This window comes from Actinomadura nitritigenes (assembly GCF_017573545.1).
Lineage (GTDB): Bacteria > Actinomycetota > Actinomycetes > Streptosporangiales > Streptosporangiaceae > Spirillospora > Spirillospora nitritigenes.
The window spans coordinates 15,482-38,300 of the sequence record NZ_JAGEOK010000046.1; the positions used below are offsets into that span (position 1 = coordinate 15,482).

General features: G+C 74.7%; 18 protein-coding genes. 10 read left to right on the forward strand and 8 right to left on the reverse strand.

Annotation, left to right across the window (positions count from 1 at the left end):
* Positions 1–37 precede the first annotated feature (37 nt).
* Together J4557_RS43640 and J4557_RS43645 are read left to right on the forward strand one after the other, a co-directional pair.
* Entirely contained in the window at positions 38–784 is a 747-nt protein-coding gene (locus J4557_RS43640; protein ID WP_307800549.1) for a DUF3027 domain-containing protein, read from the forward strand.
* A 67-nt stretch (positions 785–851) separates the two neighbouring features.
* Entirely contained in the window at positions 852–3,842 is a 2,991-nt protein-coding gene (locus J4557_RS43645) for a sacsin N-terminal ATP-binding-like domain-containing protein (protein WP_208272856.1), read from the forward strand.
* 46 nt (positions 3,843–3,888) lie between these two features.
* Here J4557_RS43645 and J4557_RS52005 read toward each other — a convergent pair whose 3' ends face one another.
* Complete coding sequence (locus J4557_RS52005) at positions 3,889–4,266, reverse strand: DUF2530 domain-containing protein (RefSeq protein ID WP_208272858.1); 378 nt, start codon at positions 4,264–4,266, stop codon at positions 3,889–3,891.
* A gap of 37 nt (positions 4,267–4,303) precedes the next feature.
* On the reverse strand, positions 4,304–4,867 hold the full coding sequence (locus tag J4557_RS43655) for a TetR-like C-terminal domain-containing protein (protein ID WP_208272860.1): 564 nt from the start codon (positions 4,865–4,867) through the stop codon (positions 4,304–4,306).
* Positions 4,868–4,976: 109 nt separating this feature from the next.
* Between J4557_RS43655 and J4557_RS43660 the strand changes: the two genes are divergently transcribed.
* From J4557_RS43660 to thpR, 3 genes are all read left to right on the forward strand, one after another.
* Positions 4,977–5,444, forward strand: coding sequence for a MarR family winged helix-turn-helix transcriptional regulator (locus J4557_RS43660; protein ID WP_208272862.1), 468 nt, complete (start codon positions 4,977–4,979; stop codon positions 5,442–5,444).
* A 549-nt stretch (positions 5,445–5,993) separates the two neighbouring features.
* Positions 5,994–7,235: an MFS transporter gene (locus J4557_RS43665; protein WP_208272930.1), complete on the forward strand. Its 1,242-nt coding sequence runs from the start codon at positions 5,994–5,996 to the stop codon at positions 7,233–7,235.
* Positions 7,236–7,370: 135 nt separating this feature from the next.
* On the forward strand, positions 7,371–7,994 hold the full coding sequence (gene thpR / locus J4557_RS43670) for an RNA 2',3'-cyclic phosphodiesterase (protein ID WP_208272864.1): 624 nt from the start codon (positions 7,371–7,373) through the stop codon (positions 7,992–7,994).
* Here thpR and J4557_RS43675 read toward each other — a convergent pair.
* Positions 7,931–10,120, reverse strand: a complete 2,190-nt coding sequence (locus J4557_RS43675) for a hypothetical protein (RefSeq protein WP_208272866.1) — start codon at positions 10,118–10,120, stop codon at positions 7,931–7,933. The genes thpR and J4557_RS43675 overlap by 64 nt on opposite strands.
* A 457-nt stretch (positions 10,121–10,577) precedes the next feature.
* On the reverse strand, positions 10,578–11,615 hold the full coding sequence (locus J4557_RS43680; protein WP_372442587.1) for a hypothetical protein: 1,038 nt from the start codon (positions 11,613–11,615) through the stop codon (positions 10,578–10,580).
* Between the two features lie 243 nt (positions 11,616–11,858).
* Between J4557_RS43680 and J4557_RS43685 the strand changes: the two genes are divergently transcribed.
* Positions 11,859–12,734, forward strand: a complete 876-nt coding sequence (locus J4557_RS43685; protein WP_208272870.1) for a class II glutamine amidotransferase — start codon at positions 11,859–11,861, stop codon at positions 12,732–12,734.
* A 255-nt stretch (positions 12,735–12,989) separates the two neighbouring features.
* On the opposite strand, the gene serC is transcribed toward J4557_RS43685, so the two are convergent.
* Together serC and J4557_RS43695 are read right to left on the reverse strand one after the other, a co-directional pair.
* Positions 12,990–14,129, reverse strand: a complete 1,140-nt coding sequence (gene serC / locus J4557_RS43690; protein ID WP_208272872.1) for a phosphoserine transaminase — start codon at positions 14,127–14,129, stop codon at positions 12,990–12,992.
* A 10-nt stretch (positions 14,130–14,139) separates the two neighbouring features.
* Positions 14,140–14,475 (reverse strand): hypothetical protein, encoded by a 336-nt coding sequence (locus tag J4557_RS43695; RefSeq protein WP_208272874.1) that lies wholly within the window; start codon positions 14,473–14,475, stop codon positions 14,140–14,142.
* A 205-nt stretch (positions 14,476–14,680) separates the two neighbouring features.
* On the opposite strand from J4557_RS43695, the gene J4557_RS43700 reads away from it, so the two are divergent.
* Positions 14,681–17,572 carry an ABC transporter substrate-binding protein gene (locus J4557_RS43700; protein WP_208272875.1) on the forward strand — a complete coding sequence of 964 codons (2,892 nt, stop codon included), beginning with the start codon at positions 14,681–14,683 and terminating at the stop codon, positions 17,570–17,572.
* Positions 17,573–17,691: 119 nt separating this feature from the next.
* Here J4557_RS43700 and J4557_RS43705 read toward each other — a convergent pair whose 3' ends face one another.
* Positions 17,692–18,801, reverse strand: coding sequence for a citrate synthase 2 (locus J4557_RS43705; protein WP_208272877.1), 1,110 nt, complete (start codon positions 18,799–18,801; stop codon positions 17,692–17,694).
* A gap of 93 nt (positions 18,802–18,894) precedes the next feature.
* Between J4557_RS43705 and pdxH the strand changes: the two genes are divergently transcribed.
* Positions 18,895–19,665, forward strand: a complete 771-nt coding sequence (gene pdxH / locus J4557_RS43710; protein WP_208272879.1) for a pyridoxamine 5'-phosphate oxidase — start codon at positions 18,895–18,897, stop codon at positions 19,663–19,665.
* Complete coding sequence (locus J4557_RS43715; protein WP_307800546.1) at positions 19,662–21,092, forward strand: MFS transporter; 1,431 nt, start codon at positions 19,662–19,664, stop codon at positions 21,090–21,092. Before pdxH ends, J4557_RS43715 begins: the two co-directional genes overlap by 4 nt.
* A gap of 132 nt (positions 21,093–21,224) precedes the next feature.
* Here the strand turns inward: J4557_RS43715 and J4557_RS43720 are convergent, their stop codons facing one another.
* Positions 21,225–21,929, reverse strand: coding sequence for a UdgX family uracil-DNA binding protein (locus tag J4557_RS43720; RefSeq protein WP_208272881.1), 705 nt, complete (start codon positions 21,927–21,929; stop codon positions 21,225–21,227).
* Positions 21,930–22,029: 100 nt separating this feature from the next.
* Here J4557_RS43720 and J4557_RS43725 point away from each other — a divergent pair, with 100 nt between their 5' ends.
* A complete protein-coding gene (locus J4557_RS43725; RefSeq protein WP_208272883.1) occupies positions 22,030–22,731 on the forward strand; it encodes an iron-dependent transcriptional repressor DtxR in 702 nt (233 codons plus the stop codon).
* The last annotated feature ends 88 nt before the right edge of the window (positions 22,732–22,819 follow it).

The following is a 22,819-nucleotide window of genomic DNA, read 5'->3' on the forward strand; positions in this document are numbered from 1 at the left end:
CCGCACGCCCGCCGTCGATCCCGCCTGCGCCGAGGCGGTGGACCTCGCGCGGACGGCCGCCGAGGAGACCGCCCGCCCCGCGCCGGTCGGGGAGCATCTCGGCCTGCGCGCCGAGGGCGACCGGGTGGTCACGCACTATTTCGCCGCGCTGGACCCGGCCTACACGGGCTGGCGGTGGGCCGTCACGGTCACCCGCGCCGCCCGTGCCAAGATCGTCACGGTGAGCGAGTGCGTGCTGCTGCCCGGTGACGACGCGCTGCTCGCGCCGCAGTGGGTGCCGTGGCTGGAGCGGCTCCGCCCCGGCGACCTCGGCCCCGGCGACCTGCTGCCGACCGCGCCCGACGACGTCCGGCTCGCCCCCGGCTACGCGCAGGTCGACGAGTCCGTCGAGCGCGAGGCGCAGTGGGAGCTCGGCCTCGGCCGGGTCCGGGTGCTGTCCCGCGAGGGCCGCGACGAGGCCGCCGCCCGCTGGTACGAGGGCGTCGCGGGGCCCCGCGCGCCGATCGCCGCGTCCGCGCCGGCGCAGTGCTCCACCTGCGGGTTCTACGTGTCGCTCGCCGGCGACCTGCGGCAGATGTTCGGCGTGTGCGCCAACGAGTACGCCCCGGACGACGGCCGGGTGGTGTCCGCCGACCACGGCTGCGGCGCGCACTCCGAGGCCGTCAACCTTCCGGCGGCGTCCGAGCACAACCCGCCGGTGATCGACGAGCTGGGCTACGACGTCGTCCCGTCCGCCGGCGAGGACGCCGGAGCCCCGGACGACGAGGCGCTCGGGCACAGCTGACCGCGACGAGACCGGACCGGGGGCGCGTGCCGTCCCTCCGACGAGCCGCGACCCGCGCGGCGAGGTGGTGACCGAGGTGGCCGCGGACCCGTTCCGCACGCGCGTGCTGCGCGAGCGCGTCCTGCGCGCCTGGGACGAGTCCCCGGCGCGCTTCCGCGAGGACGCCAACACCGAGGAGGACCACGCGCTCGGCGGCTACCGCGACCGCGTGGTCATCGAGCTGGCGCAGAACGCGGCGGACGCCGCGCTGCGCGCCGCCGTCCCCGGGCGGCTGCGGCTGGCGCTGGACTCCGCCCGCGCGGTGCTGACGGCGGCGAACACGGGCGCGCCGCTGGACGCCGCGGGCGTCGAGGCCCTCTCCACGCTGCGGGCGTCCGCGAAGCGCGGCGACGCGGGCGCGGTGGGGCGGTTCGGCGTCGGGTTCGCGGCGGTCGTCGGCGTGACCTCCGAGCCGTCCATCGCATCCCGGACGGGCGGCGTCGAATGGTCGGAGGACCGGGCGCGCGCGCTCGCGGGCGGCCTCGCCGGGGTCGCGGACGAGCTGGCGCGGCGGGAGGGCCGGGTCCCGCTGCTGCGGCTGCCGTTCGAGGCGGAGGCGCCGCCGGAGGTCCCGGACGGGTTCGACACGGTCGTCCGGCTGCCGCTGCGGGCGGGCGCGGCCGGGTCCGTGCGGCGGCAGCTGGAGCAGGTGGACGCGGCGCTGATGCTGGCGCTGCCCGCGCTGGAGACCGTCGAGATCGAAATCGACGGCGACGTCCGGCTGCTCTCCGCCGAGCCGCGCCGAGCCGGGCTGGTCGTCGTCGACGGGCAGGCGTGGCAGACCGTCGAGGCGCATGGGACGACGCCTGGAGAACTGCTTGAGGACCGGCCCGTGGAGGAACGGGCGCGCGCGTCCTGGCAGGTGCGATGGGCGCTCCCCGAGGAGGGCCTGCCGGACGGTACGCCCGCCGTGGTGCACGCGCCCACGCCCAGCGACGAGCGGCTCGACCTGCCGGCGCTGCTCATAGCGTCGTTCCCGCTCGCGCCTGACAGGCGGCATGTCGCGCCCGGCCCCCTGACCGACTTCCTCGTGGCACGGGCCGCCGAGGCGTACGTGGACCTGCTGAAGGCGCGTCCGGCCGAGCCGCGCTTGCTCGACCTGGTGCCCGGCCCTGTGGGCGCCGGGGAACTGGACGCGCGGCTGCGGCGGGCCATCCGGGAACTCCTGCCCGAAGCGGCGCTCCTCCCCGTCCCGGACGACCCCGAAGGCCGCCGGATGCGCGGCCGGGACGCCCTGGCGCTGGACGCCCCCGCCGCCTTCCTGGACCTCCTCGCGGGCCGCGCCGGCGAGGAGGCCGTCGTCGGCGGGCTCCTGCCGCCGGGCTGGCCGGCGCGGAGCCCGGCGCTGGCCGCGCTCGGCGTCCGCCGCGTCGAGCTGGCCGACGTCGTGGACGAGCTGGCCGCTGTGGACCGCGGACCGCGCTGGTGGCACCGGGTGTACGAGGCGCTCGCCGAGGCCGCCAGGGACGCTCTGGGGGCGCTTCCGGTGCCGCTGGCGGGCGAGACGGCACGGCTGGTGCGCGGTCCGCGCGGCCTGCTGGTCGCGGACGGCGTCGATCCGGAGGGCCTCGACGCGCTCGGGCTGCGGTTCGTGCATCCCGGCGCCGTCCATCCGCTGCTGCTGCGGCTCGGCGCGGTCGAGGCGGGCCCGCGGGCGGTGCTCGGCGACCCGGCGGTGCGGGCCGCCGTGGAGGACTCCTTCGACGCCGACGACCCCGGCGCCGTCGCCGAGGCCGTCCTGGGCCTGGTCGCGGCGGCCCGGCTCGACCCCGGCGAGGAGCCGTGGCTGGCCGAGCTGGCGCTCCCCGGCGACGACGGCGATCTCTACCCCGCCGGCGAGCTGCTCCTGCCGGACAGCCCGCTGCGGACCGTGATGGCCGGCGACGCGCCGTTCGGCGTCGTCGCGCCGGAGACGCTGGAGCGGTGGGGCGCCGAGACCCTCGCCGCCGCGGGCGTGCTGGACGGCTTCGCCCTCGTGCGCGCGGAGGACGTGAACCTGTCCGGCCTGCTGGACGAGGCCGAGACGCTCGAACTCGACGACGAGGACCGCTGGGCCGACGACGTCCTCGAACGGATCGGCCCGCAGGAACTGCCGCCGCACGTGCCGGAGTTCCAGGCGGTCCGCGATCTGGAGCTGGTCGACGACTGGCCAGCCGCGCTGCGGCTCCTGGCCGCACCGCCATGGCGCGCCGCGATCGTGGAGCCCGCCCACGTCGCCCTCTACACGGGCCACCGCGCCGTGGTCCCGTCCTACACCGCGTGGTGGCTGAGCCACCGTCCCATCCTGGACGGCCGCAGGCCGGGCGAGTTCCGCCTCCAGGGCGACGATGCGCTCGCGGGGCTCTACGACATCGCCCCGGAAGGATTCGACGAGCAGCTGCTGCTGGCCTTGGGCGTCCGTACCTCGCTGGCGGATCTGCTGGACGAACCCGGTGGCGCCCAAGAGCTGCTCGACCGGATGGGCGATCCGGAACGCACCGTCAGCCGGGTCCAGCTCGGCGGCCTATGGACGGCCCTCGCCGACACCGCCGTCACGGTGGAGCCGCCCGAGAGCGTGCGCGCGGTGGTGGACGGCGCCGTCGAGGTCGTCGACGCCGCCGACGCCCTCGTCCTGGACGGTCCCGACGTCTTGCCGCTGCTGGCGGGGCAGCCCCTGGTCATCGCCGCGCAGGGCCGGGACGCGCGGCTCGCCGAACTGCTCGACCTGCCCCTGGCCGGTGACGAGGTGCCCGGCGAGGTGGAGACGGCGGGGGAGAAGCGGCCCGTCCCGGACGCCGTCAGGGCCGTGCTGCCGCAGGCGCCGGAGAGCTATCTCGCGCACGAGCGGCTCATCGTGGACGGCCAGGACGTCCCATGGTGGACGAGGGACGGCGAAGTCCACGCGAGCGGGGCCGGCGGCCTCGCGCGCGCGCTCGCCTGGGCCTGCGGGGACTGGGCGGCCAGGCTCCTCGCCGAGGCCGTCCTCCGCGACCCGGGCGCCCTGCCCCTCCTGCTGGCCGAGGACGACCTGGAGCCCTAGACGACCTGGAGTTCTGGACGGCCTGGAGTTCTGGACGGCCGGAGTTCTAGACGTCCGCCTCGGAGGTCTCGGAGGTCTCGGACGTCTCGGACGCCTCCGCGACGGCGTCCTGGCGCGTGGCCCCGGGCCCCTCGGGGGCGCCGTCGGCGGGCAGCACCGCGTCCTCCACGGCGGCCTCGCGGCGCGCGGCGCGGGCGGCCTCCAGACGCTCGCGGCCCGCCTGGAGCCGCGGGATGTACCAGACGCCGAACAGGCCCGTGACGATCCCCGTCACGCACACCCAGAGCCACCAGTGGTCCCCGGACGGCGTCCCGGCCACCAGCAGGACGACGAGCGCGACCGCCCACGCCACGGTGCCCGCGAGGGCCACACGGACGTCGTTGGTCCGCATGGGCGGCGGGTCCGGACGGCGCGGAGGGGTCATGGAGATCAGGTTACGCGGCGGGCGGGCGAGAGGGGCGTCACACCCTGGGCTGGTGGAAGCCCGAGGTGAAGAGGGTGATCAGCCGCTCGTAGCTGGCCTCCAGGTCCTCCGGGAGGCCGAAGCCGCCCGCCGCCTCCAGCATGGCGAAGCCGTGCACGGCGGAGCGCAGGCAGCGGGTCGCGTGGACGAGCTCCGGGCCGTCCAGGCCGTAGCCGCGCAGTACGGCGTAGAGGACGCCGAGGACGCGTTCGGCGGCGGCGTCGGCGAAACGCCCGTGCTCGGCGGACTGCTCCAGCGACGCGTAGCGGCTAGGGTGCTCCACAACGTAGCCGCGGTAGGCGCGCATGATGGCCGCCACGGCGTCGTCCCGGGATCGTCCCATGGCGGCGGTACCGAGGCGGTCGGCCAGCTCTTCGAGGATTCTCGCGGTCACCAGCTGTCGCAACTCGGCCAGGTTGCGGACATGCTTGTAGAGGGAGGGGGTCGCGACCCCGGCCCGTCCGGCGACCGCGGCGAGCGTGAGGGCGCCGGGTCCGCCGGCGTCCACGACGGCGATGGCGGCGTCCACCACCGCGTCCGGCGTCAGGCCCGCGCGCGGCATCCCGGTCCTTTCTTCGACTACTTAATAGCCAAAAAGCTAATAGTGTTAGCTGGACCTGTCAAGGAGCGGGCGTGGCAGCATGGGTGACCAGCACGGGAGAACGATGACGATGACTACGCCACCGACCGGCGGCCGGACCGCCTCGCCTCCGGGGCTGGCCGAGGAGCTGCGCATCTCGATCGCGCGGCTGTCGCGCCGGCTCCGGCACCTGCGGCCGCCGGCGCCCGACGGCGGGCCGAACCCGCTGTCGCTCACCCAGTTCGCGGCGCTCGCCGCCATCGAGCGGCACGGCTCCATGACGCCCGGCGAGCTGGCCGACCACGAGAAGGTGCAGCCGCCGTCGATGACGCGCGTCATCGCCTACCTGGAGGAACGCGGGCTCGTGGTCCGCAGCCCGCATCCGACCGACGGGCGCCAGGTGGTGCTGATGGCCACCGACGACGGCTCGGCGCTGCTGCGCGCCGAACGGCGCCGCAAGGAGGCGTGGCTGTCCACCCGCCTCGGCGAGCTGACCGAGGACGAGCGCGAGATCCTGCGCCGCGCCGCGCCGATCATCGACAAGCTCAGCCGCTCCTGACCCCGCCCCGCCGAATCCGGTACCAGGTGGCCGGATCCGGTGCCCTGAGGCGGTCCGGTTGCCGGAATAGCGGTCGCGCGATTATCGTTAGCCTTGATAATGACTTCTGCTAACGATGGACACGATGAACCGGACGGTGCCCCGGCGCGCGGGGCGCGCTCCGGGCGGCCCGGCCGCTCCGGGGCCGCGCTCCCCGTAGCGTCCCGCGCGCACCGCCGCCGTTCCGCCCCCCGCACCCCCGTCCGTTCCCCCCGCGCGGCCGTCCATCCGGCGGGCCGGCCGGACGCCGCCGGACCGCCGCCGCACGCCGAGCGCGCGGGGCTCCCGAATGGAGCGGTCCAAACAGCCGCCGGGCCGCCCGCCGACCAGGGCTCCGACGCCGGCCAGGCGCACCGGCCCGCCGAGGCGGGCGCCGCCGAGGCCGATCAGGCCGCGGGCGCCGTCGTCGCTGCCGAGGAGACCGACGCGGTCCTCGAAGCGCCGGACGCCGCCGCAGACGCCGCCGAGGACGCCGAGTCGGACGACCCCGAGGAAGCCCGATCCGGCGGCATGTTCCGGTCCCTCCGGACCCGGAACTACCGGCTGTACGCCATGGGCCAGGTCATCTCCAACACCGGCACCTGGATGCAGCGCGTCGCGCAGGACTGGCTCGTCCTCGACCTCGCCCACAACAACGGCACCGCGCTCGGCATCACCACCGGCCTGCAGTTCCTGCCGCTGCTGCTGTTCGGCCTGTGGGGCGGCGTGATCGCCGACCGCTACCGTAAGCGCCGCGTCCTGATGATCACCCAGGTGTCGATGGGCGCGCTCGCGCTGATCCTGGGCGTCCTCACCGTCACCGGCAACGCGCAGGTCTGGCACGTCTACCTGCTGGCGTTCGGGCTCGGCCTCGCCACCGTCGTCGACAACCCCACCCGCCAGTCGTTCGTGATCGAGATGGTCGGCAAGCGCGACCTGCCGAACGCGATCGCGCTGAACAGCGCCACCTTCAACGGCGCCCGGCTGCTCGGCCCCGCCGTCGCCGGCGTGCTGATCGCCGTCATCGGCACCGGCCCGGTGTTCCTCGTGAACGCCGCGTCGTTCGGCGCCGTGCTGCTCGGCCTGTACGCGATGCGCGAGAGCGAGCTGCACGACTCCGGCACCGTCAAGCGCGCCAAGGGGCAGCTCCGCGAGGGGCTGCGCTACGTCCGGGGGCGCCGCGACCTGGTCCTCGTCCTGGTGATGGTCGGCTTCGTCGCGACGTTCGGCATGAACTTCCAGATGACGACCGCGCTCGTCGCCAAGGAGGTCTTCCACACCGGGGCGTCCTCGTTCGGCCTCGCGTCCAGCATGCTGGCGCTCGGCGCGCTGACCGGCGCCCTGCTGGCCGCGCGGCGCGTGACCAAGCCCCGGCTCCGGCTGCTGGTCCTCGCCGCGATGACGTTCGGCGTGATGGAGACCGCCGCCGGGCTCGCCCCCACGTACTGGTCGTTCCTGGTGCTGCTCGTCCCCGCCGGGATCGCGCTGATGACCTTCACCACGTCGGCGAACGCGACGATGCAGCTCGGCGTCCAGCCCGAGATGCGCGGCCGCGTGATGGGCCTCTACATGTTCGTCTTCATGGGGACCAACCCGCTCGGCGCGCCCACCGTCGGCTGGATGGCCGAGCAGTTCGGGCCCCGGCTGAGCATCGTGCTCGGCGGGCTGGTCTCGATGGCCATCGCGGTCGTCGTGGCGGCCCTCGCCGCGCCGCGCGGCTCGATCCGGCCGGCGCTCGCGCGGCTGGCCCGCGTCCCGGCGGCAGGCCGCTGACGCCCCGCGCCGGCGGCGCGCCACGGCCCGGCGCCCGGCGGCGCGGCGGCGACCGGCGCCGATGGCGCAGCGCAACCGCGTGACAACGGGTGCCGTCTGCTGGAAAGCTGAAGTGGTGGCTCTCCGGACGTTCCCATGAGGCTCTTCGTGGCGCTCGTACCGCCACCGGACATCCTGGACGAGCTCGAGGAGGCCGTCCTTCCGCACAAGGACGACGTCCCCGAGCTGAAATGGATCCGGCGGGAGCTGCTCCACGTCACGCTGGCCTTCCTCGGCGAGTGCGACGACCGCACCGTCGACCGGCTCCTGCCCCGGCTGGAGCGCGCCGCCCGGCGGCACGAGCGGATGACGCTGTCGCTGGCGGGCGGCGGCGCGTTCCCGAGCAACGGAGCGCACGCCCGCGTGCTGTGGACGGGCCTGTACGGCGACCGGCGGGGCCTGGCCCGGCTCGCGGCGTCCGTGGCCGCCGCGGGGCGCCGCGCCGGGACGCCGCCCGACAAGCACCGCTCGTTCCGGCCGCACATGACCCTCGCCAGGTCCCGGCAGCCGATCGACGTGCGGCCGCTGATGGAGGCGCTGTCGGCCTTCGCGACCGGCTCGTGGACGGCCGACGCCGTCCAGCTGATGTGCAGCCACCTGCCCGGCAGGCAGTACGACCAGCTGACCTACGAACCGCTGAAGACCTGGTCGCTGCGCTACAGCTCCGGCGGGGGCGGCGCGGGCCGGTCGGCGTCCGGCGGGCCCCAGGGGACGCCGTAGCGCTCGCAGGCGCGGCGCAGCTCCTCCAGGTCGGGCGGGAACGTCACCTGCCGCAGGACGCGTCCTGAGGGCCCCCAGACGACCAGCCGCGGCAGCCGCTCCGTCGACTCGTCGACGCCGACGCCGCCGATGCGGTCGCGGGCGAGGTCCCACTCGACCCGGCCGCGCCGCGTCACGACCGCCAGCCCGGCGGACGACACGCGCAGCTGCGAGCGGTTCCGGTCGTACAGCCAGTAGCCGGCGAGGCCGACCAGCAGCCCGGCGGGCACCGACCAGCTCGCCGTGGTGCCGAACCCGCCGAGGTCGGGGCCGAGCCACACCGCGCCGATCAGCGCGACCGCCTCGCACAGCAGGACGCTCATCCCGTACGTCCCGACGCGGGAGCGGCGCGTCGCGTCCAGCAGCGCGCCGGGCGCGGTGACCGGGCTCGGCGGCTCCGGCGCCGTGAACGTGAGATCAGGTTCGCCGGGGAGCCCGCCGGACGTCCGGAGCGCGTCCCGCGCGCCCTCCGGCGCCTCGGAACCGCCCGGACCGTCGGACCCCTCGGACCCGTCGGACGCGGCGCCCGGCGCGGACAGCGGCGCCGTCGCGCGGGTCTCCGGCTCCGGCGCCGCCAGCGTCGACATCGCCGAATGGAACGCGGCGCTGAGATAGGCGTCGTACTCCGCGTCGTTCACCGGCAGGCCCGCCTTCCGGGCCGACTCGCGCAGGTCCGTGCGGGAGATCCGCAGCGCCGACAGCGGCGCGGCGAAGAACTCGTCGCCGTCGGCGTCGTACAGCCGCACCCACGCGTGCCCGGCGATCGTCAGCAGCTCGATGCCGCCGATCCTGTCCTCCGGCATCTTCAGCACCACGTCGCCGGCCGCGTCCGCCCAGCCGAGCCCGCCGTCCGCGACGACCAGCCGGCCACCGGGGACCTGCGCGAAGATGTCCGGCAGTCCCTCCAGCCCGTACTCGGGACGGCGCGGCGGCCGCGCCCCCGGCGTGATCACGTGGTAGCCGTGGTCGTCGAGCGCGTGCGCGAGCTGGAAGCCGTCCAGGCCGTGCACGGGCAGCCGCGCGACCAGCTCCAGCCGGTGCCCGAACGCCAGCGCCGCGAGCTCCGCGCGGCGCGGCTCGCCGCTCAGCGGGTCCAGCCGCAGGCCCGGCCCCACCACGACCGCCGCGACCTCCCCGGACGGCAGGTCCTGGAGCTGGCGGCGGCCCGGCCGGGCCCGCACCAGCAGCCGCTCCGCGGTGATCGTCCAGTGCACCCGGGCGGCGCGCAGCAGCCGCCGCCGCGCCGCCAGCACCCCGGTGATCGCGGCGAGCGCCCAGCAGCCCGCGGCCAGCCGCGCCTCGAACCCGCCCGCGCCCTGCACCGCGATCCGCACGATCATGATCGCGCCGAGCACGCCGGTGAGCGTGCCGAGCAGCGCGACGCGGCGCCGCGCGGGCAGCGGGTCGGGCGTGTCGAGGCGGAACTCACCGCGCTCCGGCGCCGCGCCGTCCGCGCCGCCCTTCGGGCGCGGCGGCTCGTGCACCGCCGCGAGCAGCGCCGCCTCCTGGTCCAGCAGCCGCTTCTCCGCGGCGTGGTCGCGCGGCAGCGGCCCGGGCGCCGAGAAGCCGGGACCGGGCACGTCCCCGTCCGGGCCCTCGTGCCGCAGCGCCTCGTCCAGCGCCGGGTCGAGCAGGTCGCTCGCCTCGCCGTCCAGGACGTGCATCGGGATGCCGAGCCGGCGCGCCGTCACGAACAGCGCCAGCGGCTCCAGGCCCATCGCCGTCAGCCCGCCGACCGCCGTCCGCCCGAACCGGTGGAACACCGTCAGCATGCCGTCGCCGGTCGTGATGGCGAGCCCGTCGATCCGGTCCCGCTCGTAGCGGACCATCACCAGCCCGCCCTTGCCGATCCGCTCCAGCCCCGCCGCCGACAGCCGCCAGTACGGCCGGGGCCGCCGCCGGCGCGCCTCCGGCGCCGCGCCGAGCAGCCACGGGAACGCCGACACCGCCGCGATCAGCAGCGCCCACAGCCACACGGGCCGGATCGGCAGCAGCGCCAGCGCGACCGCCAGCAGCGCGAACGGCCCCGCCGCCACCGGCCGCCACCGTCCCCCGACCCCCGAGAGCCCGACGAGCTCCGTGTTCATTTGATTGCCCTCGGCGGTCGGGCCTTGGAGGCCCTCCCTTCAACGGGCAATGCGGCGATCGCTGCATCGCTTCGACTCGCCCGGGGGGCTCGCTGCGCGATCAAGTTCTCGCAAGCTCGAACTCGGCTTCGCACGCGATCGCAACGCTGAGGTCCGCGCGGGCGGGGCTTCAGACTGAGGCGGGGGTTCGGGTCACCGGCGGTGGGTGCCGTCGGTGGCCCGGGTGGGGGCTTCCGGGGCGTGGTGGGGGAGGGGGTGTCACCCTGGGGCATGCGGCGCCCTCCTTCGGCGGGCAACGGGGCGAACGTGGGGGACGCTTCGGCTCGCTTCGCGATCGGATTCTCGCAAGCGCGGCGCCGGGTTCGCAGAGGTTCGGGGGTTCGCGGAGCAGACCGTGGCCGGACGGTCAGGTCCCGGCCGCCCGCCCGCGCCGCGCCGGTCGCGGAGGTCGCACGGATCATCCGCGTCTCCGGAACAGGCCGTAGCCGACGGCGGCGGCGATGGCGAGGGCGACGAAGAGCCCGGTCCGGACGCCGCCGGCGTCGCGGTGGCCCTGGTCGGCGTCGTCCTTCCCGGCCTTCTTCTCGGCCTTCGCGGAGGCCGGCGGTGAGGCGGCGGCCTTGTCCGCGCCCGGCACCGGGACCTTGTAGACGGGCTGCTTGACGCCTTCCGATCCGGCGAGGAAGTACTTGCCGTCGGCCGTGTAGGTGATCGACTCGCCCTGCGGCTGGAACGGCAGCGACACCGAGCCCAGGGACCTGCCGGGGCGGCCGTCCGGCGTCACGGCGTACATGCGGGCGCCGAAGTAGGTGCGGATGACGCAGGTGCCGCCGTCCGGCGCGAACGCCCCGTCCGTCGCCATCGCGGGCGCCTTGCCGATCTTGCGCATGACGTTGTAGCCGGACGTGCGCAGGTGCCGCGGCGCCTCGTAGATCGCGCCGCCGAACAGCTTGCTGGCGATGTAGAGCCGGTTCGTGCGCGGGTTGACCATGAGCGTCTCGGCGTTGCGCGGCCCGTCCGCGTACTTGATCTTGAAGGCGGTGGCGCGGATCGTCTGGCTGCGCAGTTGCGCCGGCTCGGGGATCCGGTAGACGGTGACGTACGGCCAGGCGCCGCCGAGGTTGTCGCCGATGTCGCCCATGTAGATCGCGGGACGGCCCCTCTCGTCCCTGCCGAGCGCCATCGCCTCCCAGTCGCGCGCCGTCGCGCCGCCCAGCGTCAGCACGGCCCGGACCCGCCCGTCCGGGCCCAGCGCGTAGATCTTGGGGACGCCGCCGGAGTCGTTGTGGGTGTAGACGATGCCGGGATGCGCCGTGCTCGCCGCGAGCCCGCTGGACTCGGTGATCCGCGGGTCGGTGATCGTGAAGGCCGTGGTGCCGCCGGACCCGGTCGCGGCCGCCGCGGGCGGGGCCCACCAGGCGGCCGGGGCGGCGCCGAGAGCCAGTGCGGCGGTGGCGCCGAGCAGGGCACGGGGGGCCGCCGGACGCACTGACATATCGTGATCAACCCCGTTCCCCCGCCCGGTCGATCATACGACGCGCCCCGCGAGCCGGGAGTGCCCCGGCGGTCAACGCAGCAGTGCTCCGATGACCACGGCCAGGATCAGCGCGGTCAGCACGGTGGGGAGCAGCCATTGGGGCGCGCGGTTCACGCATCGAGCTTATGCGGCCCCGTGCGCGGCGCGAACCGGACGGCGATGATCTGCATCTCATCTGGCATGTGCGGTTTGTTCGGGGTGGTGCGCTCGCCCTTCGCCGACGACCCGGGACGGGCGTCGGACGTGTTCGTGACGCTCGGCTCGCTCGCGGAGGAGCGCGGCACGGACGCGGCGGGGGTGGCGCTGCTCGGGGGCTGGCCGGGCCTCGGGCACGACGGGTGCCGGGTGGTGAAGGGCCGCGGCCGGTTCTCCGCCGTCTGGCGCACCGAGCTGCTCGCCGAGCTGGACCGGGCGCCGGTCGCGATGGGCCACACCCGCTGGGCGGCGCCGGGGTCCCCGGCGGACGCGGCGGGCGCCGGCCCGATGCTGGTCGCGGGGCCCGGGCCGAAGTCCGCGGGCATCGCGGGCACGCACGACGGCGACGTCGACGCCGCGGCGCTGCGGGCCCGGTTCGCGCCGTCCGCCCCGCCCGGCGGGGCCGGCGGCGAGGCGATCCTCCGGCTGCTCGCCGGGCGGCGCGGCTCGTCCCGCGTCACCGAGGCCCTGGAGGCGCTCGTCGGACGGACCGCGCTCGCGTGGGTGGACCGCGACCGCCCGACCCAGGTGCACCTGGCGCGGGCCGCGCTGAGCCCGCTCGCCGTCGCCGTCGACTCCGAGCAGAACATCTACTGGGCCTCGAACCCGCGCTGGTTCCGGGTGGTGCAGCGGTACACGCGGGTCCGGTTCGCGACGATCGTCATGCTCCGCGAGGGCACCTACATGCGGGTCGGCACCGAGCGCGCACCTGGGCGCCGCGACCGGCCCCAGGTGCTGGCGGCGGCCTCCTTCGTCCCGGCGGCGCGGCCCGCGGACCGCGACGACCGGGTCTGGGCGGGCTTCACCGAGGCGGACCGCGACCGCGACCGGGCCACCCTCCGCCACCGCCTGGTCAGCCCCGATCTCGCCCCTGTCGCCTGACCCCGGAGCCTCAGCCCCGGGGTCAAGCGACCTGAGCCGTCGCGATCGCGAGCGAAGCCGGATTCGAGCTTGCGAGAATCCGATCGCGCAGCGAGCCCCAGGGCGAGTCGGAGCGATGCAGCGATCGCACGCATCGCCCGTTGAAGGGAGGGCCCCAGGGCCCGACCGCCGAGGGCGGTGCAATCAACACAGCGATCGCACGCAGTGCCCGCCGAAGGGAGGGCGTCCAACGCCCGACCGCCGAGGGCAATGCAGTTAGGACAGCCGCTCGACGACGTAGTCGATGCACACGGTGAGGGCCTCGACGTCGGCCGGGTCGATCGCCGGGAACATGCCGATCCGCAGCTGGTTGCGGCCGAGCTTGCGGTACGGCTCGGTGTCGATGATCCCGTTGGCGCGCAGCGCCTTGGCGACCGCCGCCGCGTCAACGTCGTCGTTGAAGTCGATCGTGCCGACGACCTGCGAGCGCTGCTCCGGGTCGGTCACGAACGGCGTCGTGTACGAGGTCTTCTCGGCCCAGGTGTACAGGCGCTGCGAGGAGTCGGCGGTGCGGGACGTCGTCCAGTCCAGGCCGCCCTGCCCGTTCATCCACTCGATCTGCTCGGCGAGCAGGATCAGCGTGGCGACGGCCGGGGTGTTGTAGGTCTGGTCCTTGGACGAGTTGTCCCGGACGGTCTTCAGGTTGAAGAACTCCGGCACGTAGCGGTCCGACGAGGCGATCTCGTCGATCCGCTCCAGCGCGGCGGGCGAGGCGAGCGCAACCCACAGTCCGCCGTCGGCGGCGAAGCACTTCTGCGGCGCGAAGTAGTAGACGTCGGTCTCGGTGACGTCGACTGGCAGGCCGCCCGCGCCGGACGTGGCGTCCACCAGGACGAGCCCGTCGCGCGCGGTGGTGCCGGCGGGACGCTTGATCGGCATCGCGACGCCGGTCGAGGTCTCGTTGTGGGTGAGCGCGTAGACGTCGACGTCCTCCTCGGCGGACGCCTCCGGGTGCTGGCCGGGCGGGGCGGAGATGACGGTCGGGTCCCCCAGCCAGGGCGCGCCCGTGGTGACCTTGGCGAACTTGCTGGAGAACTCACCGAACGTCAGGTGCTGCGCGCGCTGCCGGACGAGGCCGAACGCGGCGGCGTCCCAGAACGCGGTGGTGCCGCCGTTGCTGAGCAGGACCTCGTAGCCCTCGGGGAGGGAGAACAGCTGCGCCAGGCCCTCGCGGACGCGGCCGACCAGGGACTTGACCGGCTTCTGCCGGTGGGAGGTGCCCATGTACGTCGCGCCGGACTCGGCGAGCGCGGCGAGCTGCTCGGGACGGACCTTGGACGGACCGCATCCGAAGCGGCCGTCGGCGGGCTTGATGTCGGCGGGAATGGCTATGGCTGGATTCGCGCTTTCGGTCACTCGCAGAAGGCTACTTGGTGCGGTGTACGACCCAGGTAAGCAGGGCCACCAGCATCACTCCGCAGACAGCGGCGACGACCCCCGGCGGATAGATCCACTCGCGGCCGTGGGCGTGGTCGTCCACGGCCGCGCGGACGGCGTCGTAGGTGAGGAACGCGAGCAGCGCGGCGCCGAGGAAGGCGGCGACGCGGCCGGAGACGGCGTTGGTGCGGCGGCGGCGTTCCTCGCGCTCCGCGGCGTACCGGCGCATCTCGTCGGCCGGGTCGGGCTCCGGCTCGGCGGGGCGGACCGCGCGGGCGGCGGGTCCGATGTCGCCTTCCAGCGGCTCGTCCGGGTTCTCGGTCACGGCGCCCATGATGGCAAACGGGTCCAGGTCCGCGGCACGCCGCCGGGTCCGGGTCGGTGGCGGATCATGCGATCGCCGGGTGGATCTCGGAAGTTTTCGATCCATTTCGCTATACGCGACGTCCAATGTCCCAAGGGCGCGCGCGGGAGGCGCGTGCCGAGACGAGGAGCCGCCGGGGGACGAGGGCGAGAGCGAGGGGTTTCCCATGCCGGGCGACGGCGACCGGATCCTGTCGGAGGATCGGCTGCGCGGAGTGCTCGACCTGTTCGAACGGCTGCGCGAGCGGCCGCCGTGGCGCTGGCGGGAGCGGTTGCGGCCGCTGCTCCTGCTGCTTGGCCCGGCGGGGCCCGCCGCGCACGTCGCGGAGATGTTCAAGAACCGGTGCGAGCAGGAGCGCGCGCCCGTCTCGCACATCGCGGCCGACACCCCCGCCACGGACGTCGCGGGCGTGCTGCGCGAGGCGAAGCGGGAGCTGTCGCAGCCGAGCAGCCGGGCCCGCGGGGAGCCGGCGCTGCGGTTCCCGCTGCTGGAGATGGCGCTGTGGCTGCGGGACCTGCGGGAGATCCGGCTGGCCGGCGACCAGTCGCCGCCCCGGTACGCCTCCCCGTCGGAGCGGGAGAACTTCCAGCTCGTCCGGCGGCTCACGCACCCGCCCGTCGGCGACAACGAGAACGCGCGGCGCCGGGAGCTGAACCGGGTGATCCGGGGGCGGGGCCGGGACGTCCTGCGCGACCTGGAGGAGCCGCGCAGCCGCACCGCGACCTTCCTGTCGTTCCTGGAGCAGATCGCGCCGATCGGCGTCGCGGTCGTCGCGCTGATCAGCGCCGGGACCGCCGCCGCGCTGGACCTGGCGTCCGCGGTGCTGGCGGCCGTGGTGGGGCTGGCGTTCGTGACGGTGCAGATCGTCGCGCGGACGCGCGGCTGGTACGGGGTCCGGCGGTTCGGCTGGTTCGTCGGGCAGCCGTACCTGCAGCGCGACTCCACCGGGTTCCTCGGCTTCGCCCTCAACGTGTTCGACCCGCGGCCCGTCGAGCCGGACGACCACGCCGAGCAGCTCGACCTGCTGCTGGTCGCCGCGTTCCTGGAGGACCTGCGGCGCAACTACCGGCGCGACTACCGGCGGGCGGCGTGGGCGCGGGTCCGCTACCCGGTGCTGATCTTCGAGCATCTGGCGCCCGGGCATCCGGGCGTGGCGGTGATCGAGTACATCGAGCGGGTCCGCGCCGACAGCGGCGACGGCGCGGCGCCGCCCGGGTTCGATCCGCTGGTCGTCACCGCGGGCGTCGACCCGCGGACGCCCGCCGAGGACGGCCCTTCCGCCGCGGCCGGGCCCCGGCTGGTGGACCGGCTCGCGCAGGCGGTCCGCGTCGACCTGTGGTCGGGGGAGCCGCAGAGCGTGTTCGCGGCGCGCGCGCTGTGGGACCGGTACTGGCGCGAGCAGCGGCGCGTGGGCGTCCTCGGGTCGCGGCGGGAGCTGCGCGTCGACATCACCCGCGACCCCGGCGGCGACATCCCGCCCGTCCGGCCGGTGCGGCGGCGGCCGCGGCTGACGCACCCCGCGCTGCCGTGGATCGCGATGGTCGCGGTCGCCGCCGCGTCGATCACCGTCATCTCCGTCCAGGTCGACCGGTACTGCTCGCCGTTCGGCATCAAGCGGACGGCGTCCGGCGAGTGCATCGGGATCACCGACGGGTCGTTCAAGTTCGGCGAGGCCAGCGACGGCGAGAACAACGACAACCGGCTGTCGTCGGTGCTCGGGCGGCTGAAGCGGCAGAACGACGCGGTGGCGCGGTCCGGCAAGCCGCACGCGACGATCGTCTACCTCGGGCCGATCACCGCCGACCCCGCCATCCAGAACCGGCAGCTCGACCTGCTCGCCGGCGCCGAGGGCGAGCTGGTCGGCCTGGCGATGGCGCAGGAGGAGTTCAACGCGGCCAGCCAGAGCCTGCGGATGCGGGTGCTCGTCGCGAACGCGGGCGCCCGGTTCCAGCACGCCCGGCAGGTCGCCGGGCAGATCCGCGAGCTGGCGCTGAAGGACCGGTCCGTCGTCGCGGTCGTCGGGTTCGAGCAGAGCCGCGCCGAGACCCAGGACGCGATCAAGGTGCTGTCGACGGCGGCGCTGCCGATGGTCGGCACCGCCAACAGCTACAACGAGACGGGGATGCTCGGCCACGACGCGGGCTTCTCCCCGTACTACTTCCGCCTCGCACCGCCGAACCGGCGGCTGGCGCAGCACGCCGCCTACTGGGCGAGCCGCGGGCAGGTCGGGGGCGAGCGGGCCCGCACCGTGGACGTCATCTACAACGCCGACCCCCACGACCTGTACAGCAGGGACCTGGCCGCGTCCTTCAAGAGCTCCTTCACCGGATACGTGAAGGGAGGGCAGGTCGTCGTCCGCGACTACGACAGCCCGGGGAACCTCGGCAAGACCGTCCACGAGCTGTGCCGCAGGCCGCCGGACCTGTTCTACTACGCGGGCCGCTCGGACGAGTTCCGCACCTTCACCAACGTCCTCCAGCACACCTGCCCCAGCGGGCAGATCGTCCTGGCCGACGACGAGATCGCCAAATACGTCAGCGACAACGCCCCGCAGATCGGCCGGGTCGCCACGTTCCGGCTGTTCTACATGCCGCTCGCCGCGCACGAGGCGTGGACGGACGCGTGGGTCGGCGACCGCCGCAACGTGTTCTTCAACGCCTATCCCGGCGCCGTCGACTCGATCATCGGGAAGAACGCGCCCCGCGACCTGCGGCCGTCGGAGACCCGCGCCGCCGTCAGCTACGACGCCGCGTCGATGATCGGGTTCGTGGCGGGCCAGGTCTTCACCGCGCAGGCGGCGCCGCCGACCGCGGGCGGCGTGTTCGCGGCGCTGGACGACCCGGGCGAGGGCCCGCTGTGGAACGGGGCGAGCGGCGTCCTCACGTTCACCGGCCGCGCCGACGGCCACGTGGTGGTGGACAAGCCCGTCCTGCTCGCCACGGTCCGCCCGGACGGCGCCGTCGAGGTCAAGGAGGTCTGCGGGCGGCTCGTCACCGGCCACCAGGCCCGCGCGGACTGCCCGGCGGCCGACGGCGCGCCGTCCGAACCGTCCCGCTGAGGGCGCACGGGGCCCCGAAGCCCGCCGAGGGCGCACGAAGGCCCCCGGTTCCGTGTGAACCGGGGGCCTCAGGCGCGTTCAGCGGGGGGAGGGAGCCGGCGCGTCAGCCGGCCGTGCGATCAAGCACCGCGCTTGAGGACCTCCGCCGCCCCGGCGACGTCGTCGATCGACCGGGTGCCCGGCCCGACGTACCGGGCGCTCGGCCGGACGAGGCGGCCGGTGCGCTTCTGCTCCAGGATGTGCGCGGCCCACCCGGCGGTCCGGCCGCAGGTGAACATCGCGGGCATCATCGCGGTCGGGACCTCGGCGAAGTCCAGGATGACCGCGGCCCAGAACTCCACGTTCGTCTCGATCGGGCGGTCGGGGCGGCGCTCGCGCAGCTCGGCGAGGGCGGCGTCCTCCAGGGCCTTCGCGGCCTCGAAGCGCGGCGCGTCCAGCTCCTTGGCGGTGCGGCGCAGCACCCGGGCGCGCGGGTCCTCGGCGCGGTACACGCGGTGGCCGAAGCCCATCAGCCGGTCGCCGGAGTCGAGGATGTCGGCGACGACCTTGCGGGCGTCGCCGAGCTGCTCGACCTTCTCGATCATCGGCAGGACGCGGGCCGGGGCGCCGCCGTGCAGCGGGCCCGACATGGCGCCGATCGCGCCGGAGATGCTCGCCGCCACGTCGGCGCCGGTGGAGGCGATGACGCGGGCGGTGAAGGTGGAGGCGTTCATGCCGTGCTCGGCGGCGGAGACCCAGTACGCGTCGATGGCCCGGACGTGCTTCGGGTCGGGCTCACCGCGCCAGCGGACCATGAACCGCTCGGTGATGGTCGAGGCCTCGTCGATCCGGCTCTGCGGGACCATCGGGACGCCGATGCCGCGCGCCGACTGGGCGACGAACGACAGCGCGGTCACCGACACCCGGGCGAGGTCGGCGCGGGCCTGCTCGTCGGAGATGTCGAGCAGCGGCTTCATCCCGTAGGCGGGGGCGAGGGTGGGGAGCGCGCTCTGCACGTCCACCCGGACGTCGCCGGAGGTGACCGGCAGGACGTGCGGGTCGGCGGGGGCCAGCCCCGGGTCGAAGCTGTCGTCGACCAGGAGTCCCCAGGCGTCGCCGAAGGAGACGCGGCCGACGAGCTCCTCGATGTCGACGCCCCGGTAGCGGAGGGCGCCGCCCTCCTTGTCCGGTTCGGCGATCTCGGTCTCGAAGGCGACGACCCCCTCAAGACCGGGTTTGAAGTCGGACATGTCGTCCTGCCTTTCGTCCCCAACTGTTGATAAGGCGGTGTCGTGCCATTGAACCCTGTCCGCCTTACCGACCAGTACCCAGGTCCATGTGAGATGCACAATCCCCAGGTGAGAGGCTCAGACGCTGTGAATTCCCCAACGCCCGACCCCGCACGGCTCCGCAGGTCCTACGAGGGCGGCGAGCTGGCGGAGGCGGCCCTCCCCGCCGATCCGCTCGCGCTGTTCGCCGCGTGGTTCGCCGACGTGCACGCCGCCGGGCTCCCGGAACCGAACGCGATGGTGCTGGCCACGGCGTCCGCGGACGGCGTCCCGAGCGCCCGGACGGTGCTGCTGAAGGGGTACGGGCCGCACGGGTTCCGCTTCTTCACCAACCTCACCTCCGCCAAGGGCCGTGAACTGGCGGAGAACCCGCGCGCGGGGCTCGTCTTCCCGTGGCACGCGATGCACCGGCAGGTGCGCGTCGCCGGCCCGGCGTTCGCGCTGTCCCGGGACGAGTCGGAGGCGTACTTCCGGACCCGTCCCTACGGGTCGCGGATCGGCGCGTGGGCGAGCGAGCACCAGTCCGGGGTGATCGCGGACCGCTCGGTGCTGGAGCGGCGGTTCGCCGAACTCGCCGAGCGGTGGCCGGATCCGGCCACCGAGCCGGGCGGCGGCGCGGTCGCGGAGGGCGACGCGGTGCCGCTGCCGGACTTCTGGGGCGGGTACCGGGTCGTCCCGGAGGCCATCGAGTTCTGGCAGGGGAGGCGCGACCGGCTGCACGACCGCATCCGGTACCGGCGGACGGCGCTGGACGATCAGGGCCGTCCCCTGGACGCCGACCCGGACGCGGCCGGGCGGTGGGTGACGGAGAGACTGTCTCCGTGACACCGGAACAGCAGCCGACCCCCGCCTACGCTCCTGACACCCCCGGAGAGGAAGCCGCGGACGCGTCCGCGGGCGAGTCCGAGAGCCGACCCGGGGAATCCGGGGAAGCAGAGGAACCCGAGGAACCCGGCGGGCCGCGCGCCGGCTCGCGATCGGAGGAGCGGGGCCGCCGCGGCATGGTCCGGCGGCTCGCGATCGACACCCGCCCCCTCGGCCACCCCGCCTACCGCCGGCTGTGGCTCGGGCAGGGCGTGTCGTTCATCGGCTTCCAGGTCACCGCGGTGGCGGTGCCCGTCCAGGTCTACGACATGACCGGGTCGTCGTTCTGGGTCGGCGTGCTCGGGCTCGTCAACCTCGTCCCGCTGATCGTGTTCGGGCTGTGGGGCGGCGCGGTCGCCGACCACATGGACCGGCGCAGGCTGCTGTTCTCCTCGTCCTGCGTGATGTGGGGCGCCACGCTGCTGCTGCTCGTCCAGGCGCTGCTGCACCTGGAGAGCCTGCCGCTGATCATGGCGGTGGTGGCGGTGCAGGCGACCGGGTTCGCGGTGTCGTCGCCGACCCGCAGCGCGATCATCCCGCGGCTGGTGGACACGTCCCTCGTCCCGGCCGCCAACACGCTGAACTTCACCGCCAGCCAGGTCGGGATGCTCGCCGGACCGCTGTTCGCCGGCGTGATCCTGGCCCGCTGGAGCTACGGCGCCGCCTACGGGATGGACGCGGCGCTGTTCACCGTCGGGCTGTGGGCGGCGCTGCGGCTGCCGGCGATCCCGCCGCTCGGCGAGATCGCCGGCACGCCCGGGCTGCGGTCGGTGATCGACGGGCTGCGCTACCTCGGCACCCAGCCGGTGCTGCTGATGTCGTTCGTCGTCGACATCATCGCGATGGGCGTCGCGATGCCGCGCGCGCTGTTCCCCGAGCTGGCCGAGACCCGGTTCGGCGGCGAGGGCGCGGTCGGCTACCTGTTCGCCGCGATCGCGGTCGGCGCGTTCCTCGGCGGGCTGATCTCCGGCTGGATCGGCCGCGTGCACCGGCAGGGGATCGCGCTGGTGGTGTCGATCGTCGTGTGGGGCCTCGCCGTGGCCGCCGCGGGCCTCGCGCACCAGCTCTGGCTGGCGGTGCTGCTGCTCGCCGTCGGCGGCGCCGCCGACCTGGTGTCGTCGGTGTTCCGGCAGACGATGCTCCAGACGTACGCGCCCGACGAGATGCGCGGCCGCCTCCAGGGCGTGTTCACCGTCGTCGTCGCGGGCGGTCCCCGGCTCGGCGACGTGCGGGCGGGCGCGGTCGCGAGCGTCGCCGGCGCCACCGCGTCCTGGGTCGGCGGCGGCATCGCCTGCGCCGTCCTGGTGGTCGCGGTCGCCCTGCTCGTCCCGGCCCTCCTCCGCTACGACACTGCGTCTTCGCGATCCCGGCCGAAGGGCCTCGCCTAGCGGCTCGACCCTTGACCATGCTCGGGCGAGCGCGGCATCGCTTCGCGATCTTCCCGGTGACGCTCGCCTCCGGCTCGCCTCACCGGTCAGGTAACGCGCTCGCGCGGCGGCTGGGGCCCGCCCCGCAGCGGCCTAGCGGAGGGCTTGGGCGGCGATCCTGAGGTCGTCGAGCAGGCCGGCGTACACGGCGTCGCGGTCCTCGGCGCGCAGCACGGCGGACGGGTGGATCGTCGCGACGACCTGGGTGTCCGCGTCGCCGGGCGGGGTCGCGTCGATCTTCCGCCCGGCGGCGGGGGTGCCGATCGTCTCCAGGTCGGGGAGGGCGAGCAGCCGCCCGCGCAGCTTCGTCACCCGGAACGACGAGCCCAGCAGCGCCTTGCCGGCGGTCGCGCCGAGCGCGACGACCACGTCCGGGTCCAGGGTCCGCAGCTCGGCCAGCAGCCAGGGGCGGCACGCGCGCATCTCGCCCGCGTTCGGCGTCTCGTGGATGCGCCGCTTCCCGCCCGCTTGCCGCTTGAACTTGAAGTGCTTGACGGCGTTGGTGACGTAGACGTCGCCGCGCTCGATCCCGGCCTCCTCCAGCGCGCGGTCCAGGACGCGTCCGGCGGGGCCGACGAACGGGTGGCCCCGGCGGTCCTCCTGGTCGCCGGGCTGCTCGCCGATCAGCACGACCCGTCCGCCGGACGAGCCCTCGCCGAACACCGTCTGGGTGGCGTTCTCGTAGAGGCCGCAGCCCCGGCAGCCGGCCGCCGCGCGGCGCAGCGCGTCCAGATCGGAGCGCTCGGCGGGGGAGGCCGGCAGGTACGGCTCGGCGTCGTGGGAAGTTTCCGCGTTCATCTCGCGTTTCCCCGTACCCGCCGTCTCCGGGATATTCGCGCGATCCGGCGACGAGGGGCCCGAGCAAGTAGACTTCAAGGCCATAAGACTGGAGGGAGCTGTGACCTCACACGGCCTGATCGATACCACGGAGATGTATCTCCGGACGGTGTTCGAGCTCGAAGAGGAGGGGATCATCCCCCTTCGCGCGCGCATCGCCGAGCGGCTCTCCCAGAGCGGCCCGACGGTGAGCCAGACGGTCGCGCGGATGGAGCGCGACGGGCTGCTGCGGGTCGAGGGCGATCGGCACCTCGAGCTGACCGACAGCGGCCGCGGCCTGGCCACCCGCGTGATGCGCAAGCACAGGCTCGCCGAGTGCCTGCTGGTCAACGTCATCGGACTGCCCTGGGAGGACGTCCACATCGAGGCGTGCCGGTGGGAGCACGTGATGTCGGAGGAGGTCGAGCGGCGGCTGGTCGCGCTGCTGGACAACCCGACCACCTGCCCGCACGGCAACCCGATCCCCGGCCTGGACGAGCTGGGCGGCCACGGCGGGGACGACGCCGCCGCGCCGCTGTCGGTGATGACCGCGGTCGCGAGCGCGTCGGGCGCCGCCGCCGTCGTCCGGCGGATCAGCGAGCAGGTGCAGATGGACAGCGACCTGATGCTTAGACTCAAGCAAATAGGGATACAACCGGGACGAGAGGTGACTCTCCGGGCGACCGATGACGGGGTGCGGGTGACCTGTGACGACGAGGCCGACGGTGCTGCGACGGAGCTGCCGCGCGACATCGCCGAGCACGTCTTCGTCAGCAGGCGCTAGCGCGGTCGGCGTGCCGCCCCCCGCCCCCGCCGCGGCGGTCTATACCGAAGATCTCCATACCATCGCGCCGTTCGGGCGTATCCCGGCG

Excerpts from the sequence above, each read along its gene's own strand:
- J4557_RS43675 (WP_208272866.1), bottom strand. The coding sequence starts at position 10,120 with ATGAACACGGAGCTCGTCGGGCTCTCGGGGGTCGGGGGACGGTGGCGG.
- J4557_RS43720 (WP_208272881.1), bottom strand. The coding sequence starts at position 21,929 with ATGAACGCGGAAACTTCCCACGACGCCGAGCCGTACCTGCCGGCCTCC.
- J4557_RS43680 (WP_372442587.1), bottom strand. The coding sequence starts at position 11,615 with ATGTCAGTGCGTCCGGCGGCCCCCCGTGCCCTGCTCGGCGCCACCGCC.
- J4557_RS43660 (WP_208272862.1), top strand. The coding sequence starts at position 4,977 with ATGACTACGCCACCGACCGGCGGCCGGACCGCCTCGCCTCCGGGGCTG.
- J4557_RS43705 (WP_208272877.1), bottom strand. The coding sequence starts at position 18,801 with ATGTCCGACTTCAAACCCGGTCTTGAGGGGGTCGTCGCCTTCGAGACC.
- J4557_RS52005 (WP_208272858.1), bottom strand. The coding sequence starts at position 4,266 with ATGACCCCTCCGCGCCGTCCGGACCCGCCGCCCATGCGGACCAACGAC.
- J4557_RS43700 (WP_208272875.1), top strand. The coding sequence starts at position 14,681 with ATGCCGGGCGACGGCGACCGGATCCTGTCGGAGGATCGGCTGCGCGGA.
- J4557_RS43655 (WP_208272860.1), bottom strand. The coding sequence starts at position 4,867 with ATGCCGCGCGCGGGCCTGACGCCGGACGCGGTGGTGGACGCCGCCATC.
- thpR (WP_208272864.1), top strand. The coding sequence starts at position 7,371 with ATGAGGCTCTTCGTGGCGCTCGTACCGCCACCGGACATCCTGGACGAG.
- pdxH (WP_208272879.1), top strand. The coding sequence starts at position 18,895 with ATGCACAATCCCCAGGTGAGAGGCTCAGACGCTGTGAATTCCCCAACG.
- J4557_RS43665 (WP_208272930.1), top strand. The coding sequence starts at position 5,994 with ATGTTCCGGTCCCTCCGGACCCGGAACTACCGGCTGTACGCCATGGGC.